Below are 22,476 nucleotides of genomic sequence, written 5' to 3' on the forward strand. Positions count from 1 at the left end.
GAGGAAATAATAAATGTCTGAAAGAATTATTAGTGCTCCAATAGAAGATGAGATGACCATAAGTTATATAGATTATGCAATGAGTGTTATTGTCGGAAGAGCTCTTCCTGATGTAAGAGACGGATTAAAGCCTGTTCATAGAAGAATTCTGTTCGCAATGTATGAAGCAGGTTTATTACCTACAAGGCCCTTCAAAAAGAGCGCAACAGTGGTAGGTGATGTTCTTGGTAAATACCATCCTCACGGTGATATGGCAGTATATGATGCTCTTGTAAGAATGGCTCAGGATTTTTCCCTGAGATACCCTCTAATTGAAGGACAGGGTAATTTTGGCTCAATAGACGGGGACCCACCTGCTGCTTACAGATACACTGAGGCAAGACTTTCAAAGATAGCAATGGAGATGTTAAGAGATATAGATAAAGAGGTAGTAGACTTTGTTCCCAACTTTGATGGAAGATTAAAAGAACCCGTTGTTCTACCCTCCCTTTTACCTAACTTAATAGTAAATGGCTCAACTGGAATTGCTGTTGGTATGTCAACAAATATACCACCCCATAATTTAACTGAAACAGTTGATGCTCTTTTGTATTTAATAGAAAAACCCGATTGCAAAGATGAAGAAATTTTTGAAATAATAAAAGGACCTGATTTTCCAACAGGAGGAATTATACTCGGAAAAAAGGGAATAATTGATTATTTTAAAACAGGAAGAGGAACAGTCACTGTTAGAGCAAGATACTTCATTGAAGAGAAAGGAAGAAAAAAAATCATTTTCACTGAAATACCCTATCTTGTAAATAAATCCAGTTTACTTGAAAGAATAGCAGAACTTGTGAGGGAGAAAAAGATTGAAGGTATTCAAGATATAAGAGATGAATCAGATAGAGAAGGACTACGAATTGTTGTTGAGCTGAAAAAAGGAATCTCTGAAAAATTTGTTTTGAATCAGCTCTTTAAATATACTCAGCTTCAGGATCGTTTTGGAGTAATAATGCTTGCCCTTGTTGATAATGAGCCAAAAGTTTTATCTCTAAGAGAACTTCTCAATTATTATTTAAAACACAGAGAAGAGGTGACAATAAGGAAAACACAATTTTTACTTAAAAAAGCAGAGGAAAGGGCTCATATTATTGAAGGACTTAAGATTGCTCTTAAAGATATAGATAGGGTAATAGAATTAATTAAGAAATCAAAGGATCCAAAGGAGGCAAAGGAAAAATTAATGAAAGAATTTAAATTAACTGAAGTGCAGGCACAGGCTATACTGGATATGAAATTACAGACCCTTACAAGGCTTGAAATGTCAAAAATTGAAGAGGAATATGAAAAATTAATTAAGGAAATTGAAAGATTAAAAGGCATTCTGGAAAATAAAAGCTTATTAATGGAGGAAATTAAGAAGGAATTAATTGAAATAAAAGAAAAATATGGAGATAAAAGGAGAACAGATATTGAAGAAGAAGAACCAGAAGAGATTGATATTGAAAAATTAATAAAAAAGGAAAAGATATTAATTTTGCTTTCAAAAAATGGTTATATAAAAAGGGTTCAGGGCTCTTATTTAAAAACTCAAACAAGAGGAACACAGGGACAAAAGGGACTTTTACTTGACGAGGATGACTTCCCTGAGGATGTTTTTTATGCCTTCTCTCATGATTATGTAATATTTGTTTCAAACAAAGGTAAGGTTTATTCCCTAAAGGCTTATGAAATTCCTGAAAGTGGTTTAAGAGGCAAAGGGAAACCCGTTAATACAATTTTAAATTTATCTGAAAATGAAAAAATTGTTGACATGATTCCTGTTTCAGAATTTAAAAAAGGTTTATATTTATTCCTTGTCACAAAAAAGGGAATAATAAAAAAAGTGGATTTAGAACTTTTCAAGAATGCTGGTAAAAGGGGAATTATTGCTCAGGGATTAAAAGAAGGAGATGAAACCATTGATGGAATCCTTGTTAGAGATGAAGATGATATCATACTTTTAAAATCAAATGGACTTGCAACACGGATAAAATCAAAAATAGTAAGACCTATGGGAAGAACAGGCTATGGTGTAATTGGTATAAACACAAAGGATGCGGAATGTGTCGCAGGAACTCTTATAGGAGGTGATTCTCTTCTTGTGGTAACAGAAAAGGGTTATGGAAAGAGGTTCAGTCCAAAAGAGATACAAGCAAAAGGGAGAGGAACAAAGGGTATGATTGTGCAGAAAATAAATGAAAAAACAGGAAAAGCAATATGGATAAGAAGTTTTTCTCCAAAGGATCATCTTGTTCTTTTAACAAGTTCATCTAAGCTTTTGAGGCAGAAAGCTGAGGATATACCATTACTTTCAAGGTCCACAAGGGGAGTAAAACTTATAAAGGTTAAAGAAGAAGATAAAATTGTAGGATGTGCAAGAATTCCTTATGAGGAGGAAATAGATGTTTAATTTTACTCTTTTTTTAATTTTTTCTGTAAATCCAGTTAAAGGAGCAATATTTTCCCTTTTAATTCCTGGACTTGGAGAAAAAATTTATGGTAATGACAGAGAGTTTATAATTCTTTTTACAGGAGAAATTTCTCTTTTATCTTTTTATTTTTATGATTTTAAAACTAAAAAAGAAATAAGAGAAGATTATAAAATATTTGCTTTTAATAAAGCTTTTGCTTATGCTGGAACTGATGATGAAAATTACTGGAATGCTGTTGAAAATTACTATAATTATGATATTTATTACGAATATCTTTTAAGAGAAGCAAGAGCTTTATATCCTGATAATCCTTTAATCTGGGAAGAGTATGCAAGGGAAAATTCTGTTCCTTACAGATGGGCATGGAAAGATACAACTTCCTGGGATGAATTTTTACATAGAAGGGAAAGGGAAAGAAAAATTGAATCAAGGATGAAACTTTTTCAGGGCTTTATAATTTCCTATCATATTTTCTCCGCAATTTACACATTCATACATCTAAAATTAAAAGAAAAAAATAAATTTGAACTTAAAGGTGAATTTGAACCAGAGAAAGATAAAGTAAGTATAAAATTGATTTATAGATTTTGAAGTTGTATATTATAAAAAGGGAGGAGTGGTTAAAAAAGGGGCTCACAGGAAGGGTAAATAAAGTATTAAAACACTCTTTTTATGTTATACATCATACGGCAACATCTCAGAAGGAATATAATGGAGATATAAACTATTTAGACAGAATGCACAGAGAAAGGGGTTTTTTATTAATAGGTTATCATTTTATAATAGGGGTTGATGGAAAAATTTTCGAGGGAAGGAAAATAGGGGAAGAGGGTGCACATACTAAAAGATTCAATCATTCTCTTGGTATTGCCCTTATTGGAAATTTTGAAGAAGAAAATATTGAAATTAAGCAGATTGAATCTCTTTTAAATCTTATGAATTTCTTAGATAATCATTTTCTTATTAAAAAATTTACCTTTCATTTTATCTTAAATGAAAATACTTTATGTGGAAGAAAAATTTATGAAAAAATAATAAAAAACAAAAATAAAAAATTTTTTAATTTTCCAGAGGATTTATTTTATAATTTATTGTGGGTTCAACCCCCGAAATAGAAATAAGGAGGGAAAATTAAATGAAAGAAAAAGTTTATATAATCGGAGCTGGCTTTGTAGGTGCAGAATGTGCTAATGAATTGGCAAGAAAAGATTTCTGTGATGTTGTTTTAATTGATATTCTTGAAGGAATTCCTCAGGGAAAATCCCTTGATATGACCCATGCTAATCCTATAAGATACATATCACCAAATATAAAAGGACAAAATAGTTATGATGGAATTGAAGAGGCAAAAGTAATTGTTATAACAGCAGGTGTTCCAAGAAAACCTGGAATGACAAGAGAAGAATTACTTGATACCAATTTTAATATAATAAAAAGTGTAATAGGTGAAATAAAAAAGAAAAATAATCATGCAATTTTGATAATTGTTACAAATCCCCTTGATGCTATGACATATGCTGCTTACAAATTATCTGGTTTTGAAAGGGAAAGGGTAATTGGAATGGCAGGTGTCCTTGATTCAACAAGATTTAGAGCTTTTCTTGCAATGGAGCTCGGTGTTGCCTATGAAGATGTTTCAGCAATAACACTTGGAACACATGGAGATTTAATGGTACCCCTTCCAAAATATGCAACAGTTGGGGGAATTCCAGTAAGTCATCTTTTACCAAAGGAAAAAATAGATGCAATTGTTGATAGAACAAGAAAAGCTGGGACTGAAATAGTTTCACTTTTAAAAACAGGCAGTGCCTATTATGCACCGGGTGTTTCAACAGCAATTATGGTGGAATCAATAATTAAGGACAAAAAGAGAGTTCTTTCAGCATCAGTTTTGTTAAAAGGAGAATATGGAATAAAAGACATTTTTGTTGGAGTTCCTGTGGTTTTAGGAGAAAAAGGTGTTGAAAGAGTTATTGAAATGAAACTTGAGCCAGATGAAATGGAAGCTCTTAAAAAATCAGCGGAACATGTCAAAAAAATGCAGGAGGAAATAGACAGGAAGCTATAAATTATAAATATTGAATTGTTATTTACTTTACCGTTATTATTTTAATATGGAGACTGGTTTAACTTTTATCGGTTTAGGATTTACACTTCTTGCAGGTGCTGTCACATATATGGCATGGAGAAATGGAAAAATTGTAAAGGAAAATACAAAAGTAATACTTGAAAAAATGGATGAGGGATTCAGAAGAATGGATGAAGGATTCAGAAAAATGTCAGAGAGGATGGATGAAGGATTTAGACTTATTGCTCTTCTTATTCTTGCTGAAACAAAGGAAGAAAAAAGGGAACTTGCAAAAAGAATTTTAGGAGAAAAATAATTTTATTTATTTTCTTTTAAACTAAATTACTTGCAAGACCTATCCAGGTCCTTAAAGCATAAAAGGCTTCAATTATGTTTTCGGCTTCATAACTTAAAGTTCTCGGTGAAACTCTTTTTGTTTTAGGCATAATCTCAGCAATATCAGCCATACCTGTATTTAGGAAATCTGCCTCTATCTTAACTTTCCCAATTATTTTTAAAGGTTTTATAACTTTATTTTTATATTTATCAATCGCCTTTTTTATATTCAAATTTATTTCTTTTTCAATTTTTGAAAAGGAAAAATGCATTGCTGAAAATCTACCTCTTGCTTCTTTTGTAATAACATATTCAATCTCCGGAATAATTGCTCTTGCTTCCTTTATAACTTCATCATCTCCTGTTAAAAATATTATTGGAACATCAAAATTTCCGGCTACATAGGCATTTATCGTAAACTCTCCCACAGGTTTATCGTTTATTCTTACTTCATAGATAACTCTTCCAAAATAAGTATGGTCCAGAACCCCTCTACTTCCTGCTCTTGAATGATAGCCTAAAAAAATCCCTGCATCACACCCTTCAACACCTTCCACCATTGAAAGTTTCTTTAAATTTCCTGTTATTAATCTAACATTTTCAGGAATTTCATCAAATAAAATATTGCTCATATCACCATGAGAATCATTAACAATAATTTCCTCTACTCCATTTTTCTTTAAAGAATTAATAACAGATAAAAGATGATTTGTCATCCATTTTCTTGCTTTTTCGTAATCTTTTCCTTCTCTTCTTGTATGGTCTAAAGATACAATACCTTCTATTCCCTCAATGTCAATTGATATAAAAACTCTCATTTACTTAAATTTCAAAAGTAGTCCAAGTGGAATTAAAACTAAATATCCGAGGACCATAAGGATAACTGAAAAGGTTTTATCACCGAACCAGAGGAAAACAAATCCTATAAGGGAGGAAATTAAACCTGCTGATAATAAAATATAATTTTCTTTTTTGTAAGGTAGGGTATTTTTCATGTTTTAATTTTAGTAAAAAAAAGATTTAATTATCAATATTCAAAGGGAATAAAATTTTTATTTTTAATCTTATAAAATTTAATATTATCTAAAGATCTTCCGAAGAGGTAAAATTTGTAAGCACCTTTATAATAAACGAGATTATTTAAAAAATTTAAAAAGGAATAAGCACCTCTAATATCTTTTTCAAAGGCATAATTGAGAATATTACCTATATCATAGCCAATATAAGCAGCTTCTCCAGGATAAAAACCATATTTTGTTTTAAATTCAGAGATAAACTTTTCAGAAACTGACCTATCCCAGATACCGGAACTTGCAAAAATTACCCTGTCTTCTACATATTTATTTGATTTTAAAGCAAAATCTTCTGTTGTGAATTTTCCTGTTGATATTATTTTTGATTTCAATCCCTTAAAAACCACTTGGGAAGAAAGGGAAATAAGGGACTCATCTGTTCCGGATGGAAAGATAATAATTTCGGGTCCGAGTGTGTCTTTAAAAAATTTTATCATTAAATCAATTTTCTTTTGAAAATCAGGGGAATCAGGTGAAAACATTATATAAAGAATATCTTTTTTTTCTTTGAAAAATTCATATAAAAGGGATAGAATACTTTCACCTTCTTCAGTTCTTGGTATTAATACTGATATTCTCTGAAAATTATTAGGAATTATAAATCTTTCTAAAATTGCTCTTATTTCCTGATATATAGAATTTGATAGAGTTACAATATTTTCACCAAATTCACAGGCTCTTATATAAGAAAGTGCTGGTAAAATAAAGACTTTATCTTTTTTCTTTGCAAAATAAGGGAGTGCTGTATAAATATTTTTACTTAAAAGAGGACCAACCAAAACCATAAAATCAGAGGAAAATAAAAGATGATTTTCAAGTAATTTAAAAGTTTGAAATGGGTCTCCTTTTGTATCAAAAATGCTTTTATCCTTATATTTAAAGGAAAGTTCAAACCCCCTCAGAAAATCTTTACCAAGAGAGCTATCAGGACCAGAGAGTGGGAGATAAAGAAAAATTGAACCTTTTTTTTCTCTTATAAAAGGAATTTCAGGTTTTTTTCTTGTAAATATTTTTTCTATTTCCTTTGTTTTTTCATGTTCAGGATAATATTCTTTTAAAATATAGAAAATTTCTTCCTGTGCTTTTAAATCTCCTTCTTCTCTTGCTTTTTCAAAAGCAATAGAAAGCATTTCAGGGTATATTCTTTTATTTTGAAGTTTATTAAGATTTTTTAAAATTTCCCTTAAAGAAAGGGATTCTGCAAGCTTAAGTATTTTACCTTCTGATTCTCTAAAATAAGGAGAATCACCTGTTTTTACAATTTCAATATAAGTTTCGAAAGCTCTGAGCATAAAATTTCTTTTCTCATAACTTTTAGCAAGCATATAGAGAACCTGAACTTTATAACTGCTTTCAGAGTAAGTATTTAAAAATTTATTTGAATAAACTATAACTGAATCAGGGTTATTAAGAGTATAATAAACATATATTAAAAGATAATCAGTTTTTTCATTTGTTTTACCCTCTTTTAATAATCCTTTTAACTCTCTCTCTGCTTCTTTTAGTCTATTATTTTTTATAAGCTCAATTATTTTAACATCTGTTTGATTTAAAAGAAATAAAAGAATAATAAATTTAAACATATTTAATTATAAGAAATTAAGTTTTTAAAATAAAACCCCTCCCAAATAAGGGAGGGGGACTCTGAACAGCTACAAACTCTATCCTTACTTATTCAGAAACAAGAAACTTGTAAGTTCCCTCAGATGAACCTCTGTATTTCAGTAAATATACTCCAGACTTTAAATTCTTAAATCTGAGTTCATTGGTTCCAGAATTTACAAAAAGATTCCTTGTTTCAACCTTCCTTCCATTCAAATCATAAAGCTCAAACACCATTTTCCCATCGTAAGGTGAAATAAATCTAACTGTTCCATTCCTGTATACATTACCACTAAATTTAAGCCCAGAACTCTTAACAAAAGACCTTGAACCCTCTCCAACACTCATAAGAGGATAATAACCTGTAAGAATATAAGTCTGATCCACTGCTCCAAGCCTGTATACTCCATAGTGTATATCATAACCAGCCATAGCTCCATCCCATCCCTTCACAACATTAAAGAGTAACCACACCTTATCCCCTCCAAATACATGCTTCACTGTATGAACCTGATGCTCTATCTTATCATCCGTCGGCTGACCTGCTTCATCCCTTGTTATATTTATCGGCGCACTCCATGTCACCCCACCATCCGTCGAATACTTAACATAAATATCAGTCCATCCATACCTTGAACCATCAACATAATCAATCGTATGATAACCAACATATGTAACATAATAAACATTATTAACATGATCAATTGTTAACTCACAGTTAACAAAAGGAATATTCTCATCAGGATCAATCACTGTATATGTCGCTGTCGGAGTCACAAGATAAAGACCATTACCCGCAACAAAAGTATCCGCTGTCCCAAAAATAATAGGATTGGTAAATAAACAGGTTGTAGAGAAAAGCGCTACTGGTGTTGAAGCATCCAAAAGTGCAAAATCCCAATAATTAGTCCACCAGAAAGCATTAACAATATGTTGTGAATTATCATAAGAAAAAGTAAATGTATCAACAGGAATCTGCGCATTAAGAACAATACTTGACCAGGTCGCACCATCATCATAAGAAACTTTTACTGTATCAGGACTTACAAGTGCTGCAAGTGTTCCACCTAAATAATCAGTATTCCAAGCTTCACCAGGATGGTTAGGAAATACTGTTGCTGGAGGATCTGGATCAATAAACCCTAACCTCCACCACCAGTGAGTAAAATAGTTATTATCAGCACCTATCATCCAGTTTACATAATTGGCAAGGTCATTTGAACCAGTTGCAAAACTCTGAAAACCGACAAAGGGAGTCGTTGCATAATAATACTTTATAATATTCCCCTGACTGAGGTCACCATCTGATGGAACAGTTGCTATTGAAGCACCATAACCAGGAGTAACATTTGCATAAGAGCATATGAATGTATCAGAGTTACCCATCCATGGACCAACCTGTGGATACCTTCCTCCACCATCATCATTGTATGGCCATACCCTGCTCCATGTCATTCCACCATCCTTTGTAAATGTAAGAGCTAATCTACCTGAACCTGGATAGTTTGGATTATCTGATAATCTTCTATAAGTGAAGAAAACACAGGATTGGTCAGGAGACGTGTTAATGGGTTTTTCAGCAGTATAAAGGGTTGAATACTGGTTGGGCATTGTATCAACAAACTCTATTGTTAAGGTGGTATATGCAGGAGGGGATGCAAGATAATAGTCAAGAGAACTCACCACATCTTTCTCAATAACAAAATGTGTCTTCACAGTAGGAGTTATATAGCCTGCAAGGAGGAATGTAGTTATTAGCATTCCTCCTATTATTTTTTTATAATTACTCATTTAAAAACCTCCTTTTTTTATGGGATTTGAACCCATTTTATTTTTTAATTTTAATCAATCATTCATTAACTCTTCAATTTTTAAAAGAATTTTTAAACGAGAAAGAGGGTCAAAGGGATCCTGAGGATAATCATTCCAGCCAGAGAGTTTCAAAACATCAACTGCATTTCCGTATAGACCTTCCTTAAAATAAGCATAAGCAGCAGAACCAATAATATTTGTAAATTTTATAAAAGGATAATGAGGAAAATAAAAGGCTCTACTTCTCTTTGCAAGAGAATAGAGATATTCAGCAGCAAGTGAATTTTTGTCCTGAGCAAGATATATAAACCCTATGCCTGCCCAAGCCCATAAAAATTTATCATCTGTTCCCATCTGAGGCACATAATAGCTGTAATCTATAAAAGTTACTGTATCAGGAGCACTGCCTTTAAAGTAAACAAGGGTATCATCAAAATAAAAAGGAATTTTAACATTTGCAGGTGCTTCAATTACACTTGAAACCCAAACAATATTTCTCTTTTTTGTCTTTATAGCCCAAGTCGCTCCATATGGAAGAGAAGGACCCTGAACTATTGTTGCAACCTCTTTAAATCTTTTTTCAACTAAAGAAATTCCATCAAGCGCAAGAATTAGAGAAAAATAAGAAAGTGCTGAACTAAGATCATAATTTTCTCTTTCAAGAAGCGTAAATCCTTTACCAAGAAGTGCTTCTCTATCTTGAAGATTTAAAGTTATAAGAGAATCAAACCAGAATTCAGCATTTGCAAAATCTCCCTTATCATAATAGAACCACGCTTTTTTAAGAAGTTCATCTCTTGATGGCTCCGGTGAAAATTCAGTCTCAACCTTTTTACAGGCTGTAAGAAATATCATAGAAACCAAAGTTAAAGATAAAAAGCTCTTCATTTTCATTTCAACCCTCCTTATTTAGAATCAAAAACAATAACTTTCTTTTTAATTGTTGAAAATCCCTCTATATCAGCTACTATGAAATAAGTGCCCTGAGAAGGAATATTAAGAGTAAATTCATAAATTCCAGGCTCTTTTTCACCTTTAAGTAGTTTAGAAATCTTTCTTCCTGATGAATTATAAATAGATAATTCAACATTCTTTTTAACAGGAATATAAAAGGAAATTTTTGCCTCCTCTTTCTTCATAATAGGTGGTGCTTTTATCAATGGAGTATTTAAACCTCCTCCGCCGCTTCTTACCTGGAATACTCCAAAAGTGTTTGTCTCAAAGAGGAATTTCCCCTCGTTCCTATCAACAATTCCTTCAACAGGAATCCAACCAATCCCACTTTCATATCTGTAAAGGGTAACTCCCTCATTTTTCAATGAAGGATCAATAATCTCCACTCTAAAGTTAGAAGAAATTACTTTTCCATTGCGCCCAATTGTTATAATATCTGAATAACCTTCTGCTGAACCAGGAATAATGTAATCAAAAGCAATTTTATCATTTCTTGAAAGCGTAAGCATAAAGGAATTATTGATATTGGATGGAATATTAACTTTAATAGAACCATCAGAAGAAGCAAAAATACCACCTCCAGTTACATAAAAAACAGGAACAGAAACAACAATATTGGTTCCATTTCCTGTTGTATCTTCCACATAAGCATTAAAGTTATATATAGCACTTTTCCTCTGAAGTTCCTTTGATGTGGTAAATAGAGCAATTGGAGCAGAACCTGCAAGGTTTGTAAGATTTTCATCAACATCAATAACCCTTCCACCTTCTGAAATTGTAAGCTCCACACCTTCCTCATTAACATCTTTATAAACCTTTCTTCTACTCCAGAGATATACATCAACAAAGTTATCAATAGCAGGGTTCTGGAAAACCATCAAAATGGGGTATGGAACTTCTAAATCTCTTCCCCTTGCCGTGCTGAAAACTCTTTCAAGATCAGTATTTACAACCACAATTTGCTGTTTCAAGGATACAGTATTATCATTCAAAAGAACAAAATATGTATGTCTCAAGGTATTATCAGGGAAAAGTTTAGTTACCTCTATTGTATTATCAACTTTATAATTTATATTCCAAACCTCAATAGGTGAAAACCAGTTTCCCTGAGCATCAAAATAGGAAGCATCATCGGGAAAACTAAATCTAAGTATATGTGTGCTTGCATCAGGATTATGATTATAAATTACATATGAAAAAGGCTCTTGTTCAATAAATGCATATCTCAACTCTGTTGTAGATTCCTCTTTTGGGAAAGGAACAAATAAGGTATAATCCTTTTTTGCATTAGCAATTGCCCATTGAGAAATGTAAGGTTTAAATCTTTCTAAAGATGTTGAAGTGTCGCTAAAGAGTTCTTTAATTTTTGATATTCCATACTTTTCCTTTATATATTCTAAAAGGGTAAATATTCTTGCAGTGCTATATTCATTAGCCTCAGGTTCTCCTTCCCCGTGATACTTTGAAATATTATTCATATCTACATTTGTTCCAGTAGAATCATAATATTCAGTAAAATCAAAAATACCAGGAATTCCAGTTATAGGAGCCTGATCCACCTCATATTTGTAATTACCTATTAATAGAGTAGCAAAACCTTTTCTTACAAGCTTATTTTCCTTTGGTTTTAAATTAAAGAGTCCCCTGTTGACAAACTGATAATCAAATACAAATTTCTTTTCAAGATCTGTAAGAGATAGAAAACCACCAACTTTTCCAAGTAGTTCAAAACCAACTTTTACATATATGGCATCTTTTAGCCCTTGACTATTATCCTGCCACTTATCATGCAAGGTAAAGAGGGATACAGGCATTATATCAGAAGGTTTGTAAGGAGGACTCCCGTCGGGATCAGGAGGAGTAACTAAATAAGGATTAATAACAAAATGGAAAGTATCTTCAGGATAAGAAGAACCAAAGTAATTTAAAAAAATAGATTTGATTTTTTCTAAATCTATATAGAGAGTATCACTAAATAAAGGTTTAAATGCAGAAAGGAAAGCATTTACAATCTCATCAGCAACATTTATCCCTATCATAGTTGAAGTTTCAGGCTTTTGTGGGTCATACTGTTCCTCAATTCCAGGATTGAAATTCCACCCGTAATTACCTCCTCCCAAATCTTTAAGATAAAAAAGTCCTGCCTCACAAGCATACCATATTCTATTATAATTATCCGATTCAACATCAAAACCATTTAAAGCACCATAATTAAGAAATGCATTAAGACCTGATGTAAAATGATTTCCAAGGTCATCATAAACTCCCTCATTCCTTATAACAGCAAAGAAAGTTCCAAGACCTGGATAGGAACCTGAAGTTTTTTCAGTAAGTGAAATAACATCTTTGCCAGAAAAAGCATTTATTGAAACCCAGGTTAATCCATTATCATCAGAATAATAAGCCCCTGAAGTTGTCCCCATATATATTCTGCTGTTTGGTAATCCTGTCCCTTTAATTGAATTAATAGTTAAATTATTTATCTGAGTCCAGTTTGTTCCATCCCATCTAAATAAACCTGAAGGGGTAGCAGCAAGAATAAAAGAACTTGTCGCATAAAGAATATCTACTCTCTCACTTAAATTACCCACTTTAGTCCAGGTTTGATAATTGTCATTAATTTTAGCAAAATAAACACCATCACTTCTTCCAGCATAAATAATAGTATCAATCTTTCCAGTCACAAGCGAAATTGATAAAGGATTAAGATTCGTGTCTATTACTGAAACAGTAAATGTTGTTGAATTATATAACAAAATATTCCCCATAGAATCTACAGCAAAAACATTTTGAGGGATATAAACTGAACCACTCTTTTTATATGATACGTCAAAATCAATTATTTTACCAGGAATAATCTTTGAAAAGGCAAGAAGATTTGTATTATCAAGAGAAGATGTTCTATAAATACCTATTCCAGAAGCTATTAACCATCCATATTTCCTTTGAGGTAAATTACCGGATATTTTATTAATTTTAAATCTTTTTACTGGAATTTTTTCATAAGGAGTCCATACAACAAAGTTCAAATCTTTTAAAGTTCCTCCTTCTTCATATTGAACTTTGTCAATTACCCTTGCAATTATATCCTGAGGATAAAAAGCAAGTGTTATACCCCATCTCAAGAAGATCTGTGATTTTTTTTGACCTATTGTATAAGAATGTAAAGGCAAAAAAAGTATCAAGGATAACAAAAATAATTTCTTCATTTTTTAACCTCCTTTATAAACTGAAGTTAATAGAAAATCTATTAACATCAGGCAAAATTCCCATATCATTAAAGGAATAATTAATCTTTATAGTTCCTAACCTTGTTGGTGCATTCAACCCAAAACCAAGTGAAAAACCTCCCTCGTTAAACTTTTCCTCTATTACCCTCTGACCTATAAGATAATAGTAGCCTGTTGAAATATAAATTGTATTAAAATCAAATCTAATTCCTGCATGAAAACTCTCATTATAATCTGTTGGATGCAAAAGCTCTATAGCACCTGTTACCTTTAAAAACTTTGAAGTATAGGGTTCAAAAGCAATTCCTAATTTAAAAGTCGTTGGCAAAGGATAGCTCATAAACTCCCTTTCATTTTCCCTCATATCACCTCCTTCATAAATATACTGAATATATTTACCATCAGGTTTAAGCTCAGGTCCAAGATTTAAAAATGCCATTCCAAGTTTTATTGTATAAAGTCCAGTATTAAAAAGAGTCCCAGCATCGAAAGCAACTCCCTGAGTTGAAGAATAGGGTCCGTAATTTTCTCTAACCATCTTAATAGATACACCTGCTGTAAATCTATCTGTAAAATACCTTGAATAGTTCAACCCAATCTGATAAGCATTATAACTGAAAGTATTTCCGGTAGGACCTTCAACAGTCCATTCTTCAAGATTTCCTGAGAAGAAACCAGAGAAAAATAAACCAAAATTCCCATAAAGCCCTTGACTTTTAACAAAAGAAAGATAAGGAACCTTTGTATCTTCAAACCACATAGTATAACCAGTATAAATTTCATAACCTTTTACATCAGCAGTTCCAGATGGGTTCCAGAAAACACTTGAAGCACCACTTGAAACAGCAGTGTAAGCACCACCCATAGACATTGCTTCAGGCAAAAGGGGAATAGAAAGAAAATCAGCACCCACAAATCCCACCTTTTGCTGTGCAAAAAGCAAAAGGGGGAATAAAAGAAGGGGAGTTAAAAACTTTCTCATTAAATTACCTCCTTTTAATCAAGTATTACAAACTTTCCAACCTTTGAATTACCTTCAGGAGTCTCAACTTTATAGTAATATAATCCTGAAGAAACCTTAACTCCGTTTTCATTTAAAAGGTCCCAGGATTCTGTCCCTGTTAAATTCTTATGGTCAAGCATCCTTACAAGTTTTCCACTGGCTGTAAATATATAAATCTTACAAATAGGAGGAAGGTTCTGAAATTCAATTTTACTGTATAACTCAGTTGCAGACCATTTTGCTGAACCAAGGAAAGGATTAGGAACAACTTTTACCTGTGAAAGATCTCCTTTTTCAGCAGGTTCCGTCGTAATATAAAGAGGAACTGCACTTCCATCAGGATTTTTCTTGTAATTCACCATTGGAGATTCAAGAGAATCCTCATCCATTGCTGTCACAACATAATAGTAAGGAAATCCAACCTGTGCAGTTGTATCCACATAACTATGAGAGATTCTACCAATCTCATCTCTTTTTATATCTGCTAAGAGTTTAAAATTCCTTGGTTCAAAAATACTTCTATATACTCTATAAAGTAAAAAGTCAGGTCTTTGCTTTAAAGGATCCACATACGCTTCTGCAGAATTATCCCATACAAGAAGAACACCTTTTTTTGTTAACTGATACTTTAAAAGTGGTGCAGGAGGCGGAATTGGGATTTTCCAGTGATTATCTTTTGCAGGGTCAAACTTTGGAGCTGTAGGATGAGCAGGGTCTCCAGGATTACCAGCATAATATGCCCTGTATGCCCACTCAAGTGTTTGTCTTGCACCTCTCAACCATCCCCTTCCCCAGTAATTATCCATTCCACCATCTAAACCCTGACCAACACCGGCAATCCATACAAATTTCAAAGTATCTCCACTTCTAAGGGTATATGGTCCAACTGTATTTAAAAATCTATAATCAAACTCTGATGCATTTAAATCATAGGGATGGGGAGCGTATCTATATCCCTGGGTTGCAGGATGTTTTCCTTTCATGTATCTGTATCTATCAAGGTCAGTTCCAGGGTCAGATTCCCAGTTCCACCACTGATGAGAAAATGGTCTCACAATCCTGCATGTGTCCCCATTATCAATCCATATAGAATCAGAAACTGAGGGAGGAGTATAAATGAAAGCTCCAAAACAATAACCAGCAGACTTTCCACCTTCACCCTCATCATTTCCGGGAACAGCAGGATCATCTCCATCATAAATATAACTCATACCATAGGGAATAAGATAACCTAAAACAGTATCATAAGTGTTATCCGGTTTTCTAACAGGTATCTTTGATACACAGGTTGTTCCTATATGTTCCATCTCATCATCACCCCATATGAAGTAATTGTCATCTATACCATCTGAGAAAGTTAAGAATGAATCTTTTACTCCATAGAAGCTTACCTTATCAGAATGTGGTGGGAATTTAAAATTGTTGCTCCACTCATTATTTGTCCAACCTGTAAAATGAACAAGGTCATCAATATGCGGGTTACTTGCATCAGCACCGGAAACATCACAATCATACCACATCCCTACAAAAAAGGAATCTAACTGATTTCCTATACCTGGAATATCTGAAGAATCCTTATTAAATGTTATATAAAGTTCATAGGCTATAAAATCATTGTAAGGTTCATTAGGCCAGGTAAGAACTCTCCATAAAACCTTTACACCAAGATGCCTACCAGGAGAATTCCTTGAATTTGACTTACAATCATTAAAACATACAACAATATCAACAACTGACTTTCCAGGACCAACATACTCCTTAAAATTTTCACAAGGAGACCATTCATTTGCTGTATAATCAGCCTGAGTTACATAATATTCATTACCAACCTTTGCCCCAACAAGAAAATAGGAAAGCCATAAGTAATAATTGTTTACTGCAGCACCACCTGGCCATGATAATCCCCATAAATTACCAGCACCCTCCCCACCCATAAATCCATAATTACTCATCCAGTTCCAGGCTTCAGGTATTGTCTGGTTAAATATCGCTCGAGGACCCTTTAAAACCTGAACTCCGCCTGACTTTGAGGTAATTTTATTGAAGGAAAAAACACTCCCAACCATCAAAAGGCTTATAAAAATTAATCTCTTCATAATTTAATTCCTCCTTTTTAAAATCCACCTATTTCAAAGTAAAAACCAATTCTTGTCTGTCTTCTCGGCTCCCATACACTCAAATCCTTTACCTCACCCTCAGGGTCTTTAAACTGGTCATACCAGTTTTCATCAGCAATACCTCCAAGATTTTTTGTATTAAAGACATTATAGATATCCATAAAAACCTGTAAATTACCTTTCCATAGAGGGAAATTCTTAAACAACCTAAGGTCAGCATTCTTTGTGGAAGGCAATCTCCTTGCATTAATAAGCTCAATTGCATCTCTCTCAGACCTTATAGGAGGTGTCCATGGGAATCCAGAACCATAAGTAAACTGAAGTGTTACTCCCCAATCAGAAATACCAAGAAATCTCTTATTTTGAGGAACAATCCATGAAAATATAGCATTTACAGAATGGGTTTGGTCCCAATCAAGAGGTGATTCCTTTGGAGGAAGAGGATATCCAAGCCACTGCCAGTAATAACCAAGATAAGGAGAAGAGAAAGAACCTTTTGCTACCTGGAAGGTATAGTTTATATTAAGGGATAAATAGGGAATAAATAAACCACCTGGTCTTTTCACTATCTCAACGCCAATTCCTCTGGAAGAACCATAATCCTCATTATAAAATGTTGTTACATTTGTTAATGGGTCAACTTTATAAAACTTTGTCCTCGCCCAGTTCTGAATATCCTTATAGAAAGCTGTTATATCAATTATAAAATCTGTTGTAAAACCATGCTTAACTCCTAACTCATAGGAAACAGTCTTTTCTGGTTTTAATCTTGGATTTCCAATTATTGGAAATGCACCTGTCACAATATAATTGAAATTTGTCTGGTTATAAGGTGGTATCTGGTAATAATGTCCATAGGTAAAATGAAGAACATCTCTCTCAGTAATTGGATGAGAAACACCAACCCTTGGAGATACAATCCAGTAAGGCTTTGTATTTTCTGCCTCTGAAAAATATTTCACTCCGTAAACAGGATCTGTTATAAAGGCATCCTGTGGTCTTGATTCAAGAATCGGTGAATAGTATCCATCATTATCTATTAAATCAAATCTCACTCCAACCCTTGCCCACATTCCCTCCATTTCAATTTTATCTCTGAGATAAAAGGCTACCTGATAGGGATTTACCTTATGGGAATTCAGGAAATCAACAAAAGTATAAGTTGTATCAAAAGGTCTTTTTGAAAGTGGTGGATTAACCATCTGTAGATAAATATTTCCACCTGAAGCAAAATCTACATCATATACCATCAAATTAATCTTTTTATATTCAGCACCAACTAAAAGTTCATGACCTGGAGCAGTTTTTGTTTTCTTTGTAAGCTGAGCTGTCATCTTCCAGGAAAAGGTAAGATGGGAATTTCTCATATACCCCCACTGGTCCCTATCAAAATTGTGAGGATATGGTAAATAAAGATTACCAACAGAAAGAATTGTATCCAAAATCTGTGAACCTGAAGGAAGAGAATCTATCCTTTCATATTCAAAAAAGCGCCAGTCAGGTTTAATTGGATAAGGATAAAGACGACCCTGCATATCTACAAAAGTATCAATTTTACCATCTGGTAACTTAACTACAATAACATCAAAATCCTGAACAAAACTCTGCCCCCATCCATACCTGTTTAAAGGAGCTCTCGGATCAGTTGGCCACCATTCAGGATGTGCAGCACTCTGACCCGGATAAAAACCGTAAACAAAATCTTCCCACCAGTAGAAAGGAAGTTCCACATAACCCTCTTTTTCATTAACATTGAAATATTTCCTATCAACCTTGGTCATTTTAGCAACCGAATCTATTCCATACCAATAATTGTTATCTATAATCCACTTACCCTGAATTGAATCATAATAAACTTTCTTAAAATAATCAATGTCTATCTCAGCAAATCCATCAAGATCCCTGTCATCAAAATCATCTACACCATCACCATCAATATCCTCAAAAATATTCCTCTTCTGGTCTCTTACAAAATAACCTACATTAATTTCATTCATATACTTTTGAGCAACAAGCCAGTTTATTCCACCTGAAAAACTTGTTAATTTCCTTAAAAACTCATAAGTCAAATCAGGCATAAATCTAAACTGAGGATCATAAAGTCCAAATCTTTCATATCTGTAGAATCCTGTTAAATATAAAAGGAGATATTGTGTTGGTCTTGTATCAACTCTAAAAGATAAACCCCAGTTTTTCATTCTCTTATTCTCATCCGAGTACACAGGGAACCTTCCTTTGTTGGTTTGATAATCACCACTTATAAGAAAATTAGCAGTTTTTCTATTAAAAAAGGGCACCGGACCTGATAATGAAAATTCATTTAAAATTTCATCTCTTCTGTGTCTTTTACCTGTTGTAGCCTTCATATCCCTGTTATATCCAAGTAAAAAGTCTCTTATGTAATCTCCCCTTTCTGCATTTAAAAGTCCATTAATTTGATCACCAAGAAAACTCAAATTTGTTGTTGAAAATCTGTAAGCAAAATCATATTTTTCCCCGCCTCCCTTTGTAACCAAATTAATTGTTCCTCCTGCTGCTGCTCCCTGATCAACATCAAAACCACCTGTTGAAACACCAGCTTCCTCCATTGCAAGAAGTGGAATTCCAGGGGCAGTAAAAGCTGTAAAGGGATCTCTCACCTCAACTCCATTTACAACATAAACAACTTCATCAGGTCTTGAACCCCTTATATGAAGTCCTCCCCTTTCCACAACACCCACTGAAATTTCAACAACACTCTGAATATTCATAACAGGAATCTGGGTTACTTCCTCACCCTTCATTATCTTTCTTGATTCAGGAAGATCAGGTCTTATCAGTTTTTCCTTAGCTTCAACAACAATTGGCTCCACCTCAACTGTTGTAGGCTTTAACCCTATATTCACCTCTATTGTTCTATCAGCCTCAACAATTACTCCTTTAACCAAACCTGGCTGATACCCAGCATATGTTACCTCTATATTGTATGTTCCAGGAGGAACATTTAAAATCACATAATAACCTTGATCATCGGTATAAGCACCCAATTGCGTCCCGGCTAACTTAACTACTGCAAAAGGAAGACCCTCACCGGTCGTGGCATCTGTTACACGACCGGAAATTTTACCGGTTGTTCCTGCCCATAGGATAGTTAAAAAAACACCTATGAGCAGAAAAATACTTTTTACCTTTAGATCCATAAATTTACCTCCTTTTCTATTTTGTTAATTTAAATATAAAAGGAATAACAACCCTAACCGAAACAGGGATACCTGCCTGCTTGGCAGGTTTAAAAATACACTGTAATGCAGCCTTTTCTATAGGTTCTCTAAAAATCTCATTATCAACCACTATGCTCTCAATTTTTACCACCCTTCCATCCGGTCCAACTATTACCAATGCCCTACCCTTACCCTGTATACCAAGCTGTCTTGCCACCTCTGGATATTCAGGCTCAACCTTTTTAATTAAAACAGGCTTTTCCTCAACTTCATACTCATTGAAAACCTGACCTGGTTCAGGAGTTGGTAGTGTAATATCTTCAATTTCGCCTGTTGTTTCTCCTATAGTCTCTTGAACATTCTCTTCCTCAGGTTCTGCCTCCTCTATCTCAACTGCTATCTTCGGTTTAGGCGGAGGTTGAGGAAGCTCAAGTTCCATAGTTTCCTGTTGTATATTCTCAACAATTATTTCCCTTGCACCCTTCGAAACATACGGATTTACACTTACTTTTAGCCCTAAAAATAAAAGTATAAAAAATATAAAAGTTATTGATAGGGCTATTTGAAAAATAAGATCATATTTTTCTCTTGGATCAAACATTTTAGTATTTTAATGCAAAAATTATTAATTTGTCAAGTAAAATTTTCATTTTTTCTCAAAATCAGTTCTAAAACTTACCCTTAAAGCCTTTGCACTCCTTAAGGCTTCAGTCACCATATTTACATACCTATACTCCACCCTCTTATCTGCCATTATCATGGTCAAAAGCTGAGGATCTTCAAAAACAAGTTGTTGAAATTCCCTTTTGATAAAATTTGTATCAGCAGGTAAATCATGAACAAAAATATCTCCCCTGTTAGAAATCCAGATATAAGCAAGATGCTTGTGCTTTTTAATTCTCTGTGTCTGCTCAGCCTGAGGAAATTGGAGTGTCTTTAAACCCTTTTCCTTTCTAAAAACAGTTGTTAACATAAAAAATATAATAAGTAAAAAAGCAATATCAGCCATTGAGGCTGTTGGAATAACTGGTCTTGGTTTTTCAATTCTTTCAATTTTCATGCTTCCCCTCCAATACCTTTAATAGAAATTTTCCTTGGAATTCTCTCATCCTCATCTAATATTCCATTTCCATTCTTATCAAGGAGTCCCTTTTTCCACATTGTTGAATCAGCTTTTTCATAGGCAAGTAAAACTTCATCAAATACATCTATCATTACATTGTAAGGTGCCTTAATATTCGTTTTAATAAAAATAACAAGTTTATCAGGGTTATTGAGTATCTCCTCTTTTATTCTTCCTCTCAATTCACTAAAAGGAGTCTCAGTTAATTCATCCCTTAAGAAAATCCTACCTTCAGGATTTATAAATATAGATAAAAGATTCTCCTTTTTTATTTTTACAACACTTTCTTCCGATTTTTCAGGCAAAATAAGTTTTAAGCCTCTATCCCTTGAAAATATTGTGGTAACCATAAAAAATATGATCAAAAGGAAAGCAATATCAGCCATTGAGGCTGTCGGAATTTCAGGTTCATACTTTATTTTCTTTCCTATAACAGGCATACTATTATTTTACCTTTGATTCAAGAATGTATTCAATTAAAGTATTTGCTGCTTCCTCCATTTCTTTTGAAAAGGCGTTTATCCTGGAGGAGAAAAATGTATGAAAAATAACAATAGGTGCTGCTATTAAAAGACCTGTTGCTGTTGTAATCAGAGCTTCTGAAATTCCTGAAGCAACAAGGGTAGGCTCCACCTCACCTGCTGCCGCAACTGCTGCAAAAGCCCTTATCATACCTGTAACTGTCCCCAGGAAACCTAAAATAGGAGCAAGTGTGGTAAAGGAAGCGAGCCATAACATACCCCTATCAAGAAAAGCAAGTTCTACAGATGCCCTTCTTGCCACATTTTCCTCAATTATCTCTCTTGTTTCTCCTGCTTTTTCAAGAGCAGCCTGGCAAATTTTCGCCACAACTGAAGCATTCCTTGAACAAAACTCCATTGCTGCACCAACTCCTTCACTCTCAATGATATCAATTACTTCCACTACAAACTTTCTTGGATTTACCCTTAATCTGAATAATGTGTAAAACCTTTCTATAATAACTGCAAGGGCGAGAATTGCTATAATTAAAAGTAGCCACATTACTCCTCCACCTTTATGGAAATAATCAACCATTCCCTGAACCACACCTTGTGCCTGATACATTAACAAAATTGGAATTATACCTTTCATTTTAGTTTTTAAAAGGATTTTCTGGAATTGAACCAAGATGTATTATAAAAAAATTTTTAAAGGTTTTCAACAACTTCATCTTGAGACCCAGTAAAGATAAATAGATGTTGCAAAAAAGGAAAAAACAGCACTTATAAGGAAAAGTAAATTTTCTAAAAAAGTGAGTTGAAAAGAATTAAGTAAAATTTCAAAAAGTTCAAAACCTGCCACCTTTAATCTTGGATATACAAAAATAATTTTATAAAAATGAATCAGAGAAGCAAAAAGGAGAGAAATTGCACCCAACATTGGAAAAAGAGTAAGAAACCTTGGTTTTCTTAAAAGAGAAAGCATCCTGGAAAGAATTCCTGAAAAATAAAAAAGAGAAAACATAAATAAAATTGTTCCAG

General features: G+C 33.4%; 19 protein-coding genes. 5 read left to right on the top strand and 14 right to left on the bottom strand.

Features of this window, described 5'->3' with window-relative positions; translation table 11 throughout:
• Nucleotides 1-13: 13 nt before the first annotated feature.
• From gyrA to ABIN73_07645, 5 genes are read left to right on the top strand one after another with little or no spacing between them, the layout of a single operon-like run.
• Nucleotides 14-2,434 (top strand): DNA gyrase subunit A, encoded by a 2,421-nt coding sequence (gene gyrA / locus ABIN73_07625; protein ID MEO0269590.1) that lies wholly within the window; start codon nt 14-16, stop codon nt 2,432-2,434.
• The gene (locus ABIN73_07630) at nt 2,427-3,047 is read left to right on the top strand and encodes a hypothetical protein (GenBank protein MEO0269591.1); all 621 of its coding nucleotides are present in this window, start codon (nt 2,427-2,429) and stop codon (nt 3,045-3,047) included. Before gyrA ends, ABIN73_07630 begins: the two co-directional genes overlap by 8 nt.
• Nucleotides 3,044-3,571, top strand: a complete 528-nt coding sequence (locus ABIN73_07635) for an N-acetylmuramoyl-L-alanine amidase (protein MEO0269592.1) — start codon at nt 3,044-3,046, stop codon at nt 3,569-3,571. Before ABIN73_07630 ends, ABIN73_07635 begins: the two co-directional genes overlap by 4 nt.
• A gap of 20 nt (nt 3,572-3,591) precedes the next feature.
• Entirely contained in the window at nt 3,592-4,524 is a 933-nt protein-coding gene (gene mdh, locus ABIN73_07640) for a malate dehydrogenase (protein ID MEO0269593.1), read from the top strand.
• A gap of 46 nt (nt 4,525-4,570) precedes the next feature.
• Nucleotides 4,571-4,840, top strand: a complete 270-nt coding sequence (locus ABIN73_07645) for a hypothetical protein (protein ID MEO0269594.1) — start codon at nt 4,571-4,573, stop codon at nt 4,838-4,840.
• Between the two features lie 16 nt (nt 4,841-4,856).
• On the opposite strand, the gene ABIN73_07650 is transcribed toward ABIN73_07645, so the two are convergent.
• From ABIN73_07650 to ABIN73_07715, 14 genes are all read right to left on the bottom strand, one after another.
• On the bottom strand, nt 4,857-5,678 hold the full coding sequence (locus ABIN73_07650) for a M55 family metallopeptidase (GenBank protein ID MEO0269595.1): 822 nt from the start codon (nt 5,676-5,678) through the stop codon (nt 4,857-4,859).
• Nucleotides 5,679-5,855: a hypothetical protein gene (locus tag ABIN73_07655; protein ID MEO0269596.1), complete on the bottom strand. Its 177-nt coding sequence runs from the start codon at nt 5,853-5,855 to the stop codon at nt 5,679-5,681.
• Between the two features lie 32 nt (nt 5,856-5,887).
• Nucleotides 5,888-7,516 (bottom strand): hypothetical protein, encoded by a 1,629-nt coding sequence (locus ABIN73_07660; GenBank protein ID MEO0269597.1) that lies wholly within the window; start codon nt 7,514-7,516, stop codon nt 5,888-5,890.
• Between the two features lie 88 nt (nt 7,517-7,604).
• The gene (locus ABIN73_07665; protein ID MEO0269598.1) at nt 7,605-9,326 is read right to left on the bottom strand and encodes a T9SS type A sorting domain-containing protein; all 1,722 of its coding nucleotides are present in this window, start codon (nt 9,324-9,326) and stop codon (nt 7,605-7,607) included.
• A gap of 54 nt (nt 9,327-9,380) precedes the next feature.
• Entirely contained in the window at nt 9,381-10,235 is an 855-nt protein-coding gene (locus tag ABIN73_07670) for a hypothetical protein (GenBank protein ID MEO0269599.1), read from the bottom strand.
• 17 nt (nt 10,236-10,252) lie between these two features.
• Nucleotides 10,253-13,510: a T9SS type A sorting domain-containing protein gene (locus ABIN73_07675; protein ID MEO0269600.1), complete on the bottom strand. Its 3,258-nt coding sequence runs from the start codon at nt 13,508-13,510 to the stop codon at nt 10,253-10,255.
• A 13-nt stretch (nt 13,511-13,523) separates the two neighbouring features.
• A complete protein-coding gene (locus ABIN73_07680; GenBank protein ID MEO0269601.1) occupies nt 13,524-14,513 on the bottom strand; it encodes a PorV/PorQ family protein in 990 nt (329 codons plus the stop codon).
• 14 nt (nt 14,514-14,527) lie between these two features.
• Nucleotides 14,528-16,630 carry a T9SS type A sorting domain-containing protein gene (locus ABIN73_07685; protein MEO0269602.1) on the bottom strand — a complete coding sequence of 701 codons (2,103 nt, stop codon included), beginning with the start codon at nt 16,628-16,630 and terminating at the stop codon, nt 14,528-14,530.
• 17 nt (nt 16,631-16,647) lie between these two features.
• Complete coding sequence (locus tag ABIN73_07690; protein ID MEO0269603.1) at nt 16,648-19,830, bottom strand: TonB-dependent receptor; 3,183 nt, start codon at nt 19,828-19,830, stop codon at nt 16,648-16,650.
• A 16-nt stretch (nt 19,831-19,846) separates the two neighbouring features.
• On the bottom strand, nt 19,847-20,452 hold the full coding sequence (locus ABIN73_07695) for an energy transducer TonB (GenBank protein MEO0269604.1): 606 nt from the start codon (nt 20,450-20,452) through the stop codon (nt 19,847-19,849).
• 45 nt (nt 20,453-20,497) lie between these two features.
• Nucleotides 20,498-20,911, bottom strand: a complete 414-nt coding sequence (locus ABIN73_07700; GenBank protein MEO0269605.1) for a biopolymer transporter ExbD — start codon at nt 20,909-20,911, stop codon at nt 20,498-20,500.
• A complete protein-coding gene (locus tag ABIN73_07705; protein MEO0269606.1) occupies nt 20,908-21,414 on the bottom strand; it encodes a biopolymer transporter ExbD in 507 nt (168 codons plus the stop codon). The genes ABIN73_07700 and ABIN73_07705 overlap by 4 nt, the downstream gene beginning before the upstream one ends.
• Nucleotides 21,415-21,418: 4 nt before the next feature.
• Entirely contained in the window at nt 21,419-22,087 is a 669-nt protein-coding gene (locus ABIN73_07710; GenBank protein MEO0269607.1) for a MotA/TolQ/ExbB proton channel family protein, read from the bottom strand.
• Between the two features lie 75 nt (nt 22,088-22,162).
• A partial coding sequence (locus ABIN73_07715; GenBank protein MEO0269608.1) for a hypothetical protein occupies nt 22,163-22,476 on the bottom strand: 314 nt, incomplete at its 5' end.

It is taken from the genome of candidate division WOR-3 bacterium (genome assembly GCA_039804025.1).
Taxonomy (GTDB): Bacteria; Hydrothermota; Hydrothermia; order Hydrothermales; family JAJRUZ01; genus JBCNVI01.